We start from the raw sequence: 322 nt of genomic DNA on the forward strand, positions 1-322 counted from the left end.
CTGCGGCACGTCACGGNCAAACACATTCTTGTCGATAAGCCCCTGGCAGTCACGCTCGACGATGCCGATCGGATGGTGAAAGCGGCCGAAGACGCCGGAGTCCACTTGATCGTGGGACCAAGTCACAGTTTTGATGCGCCGGTCCTGCAGGCACGGGCGATGATCGATAGCGGCGCGCTCGGCGCCGTGCGCATGGTGCAGGCCTTCAACTACACGGATTTCCTCTACCGTCCCCGCCGACCCGAAGAGTTGCGCACCGAAGAGGGCGGTGGCGTGTTGTTCAGCCAGGGCGTCCACCAGATCGACATCGTGCGGTTACTCT

Annotated in this window: 1 protein-coding gene (cut by a window edge); it reads left to right on the top strand. The window is 62.3% G+C overall.

All coding sequences use genetic code 11. The features are described from left to right. On the top strand, nucleotides 1-322 hold the 5' end (the start) of the coding sequence (locus GQE99_RS01595; protein ID WP_456237981.1) for a Gfo/Idh/MocA family oxidoreductase. The gene runs 626 nt beyond the window's last position; 322 of the gene's 948 nt are visible here — the first part of the coding sequence; it begins with the start codon at nucleotides 1-3; its stop codon lies off the right edge, out of view.

The sequence above is a fragment of the Maritimibacter harenae genome (genome assembly GCF_009882975.1).
In the GTDB taxonomy this organism is placed as follows: domain Bacteria; phylum Pseudomonadota; class Alphaproteobacteria; order Rhodobacterales; family Rhodobacteraceae; genus Maritimibacter; species Maritimibacter harenae.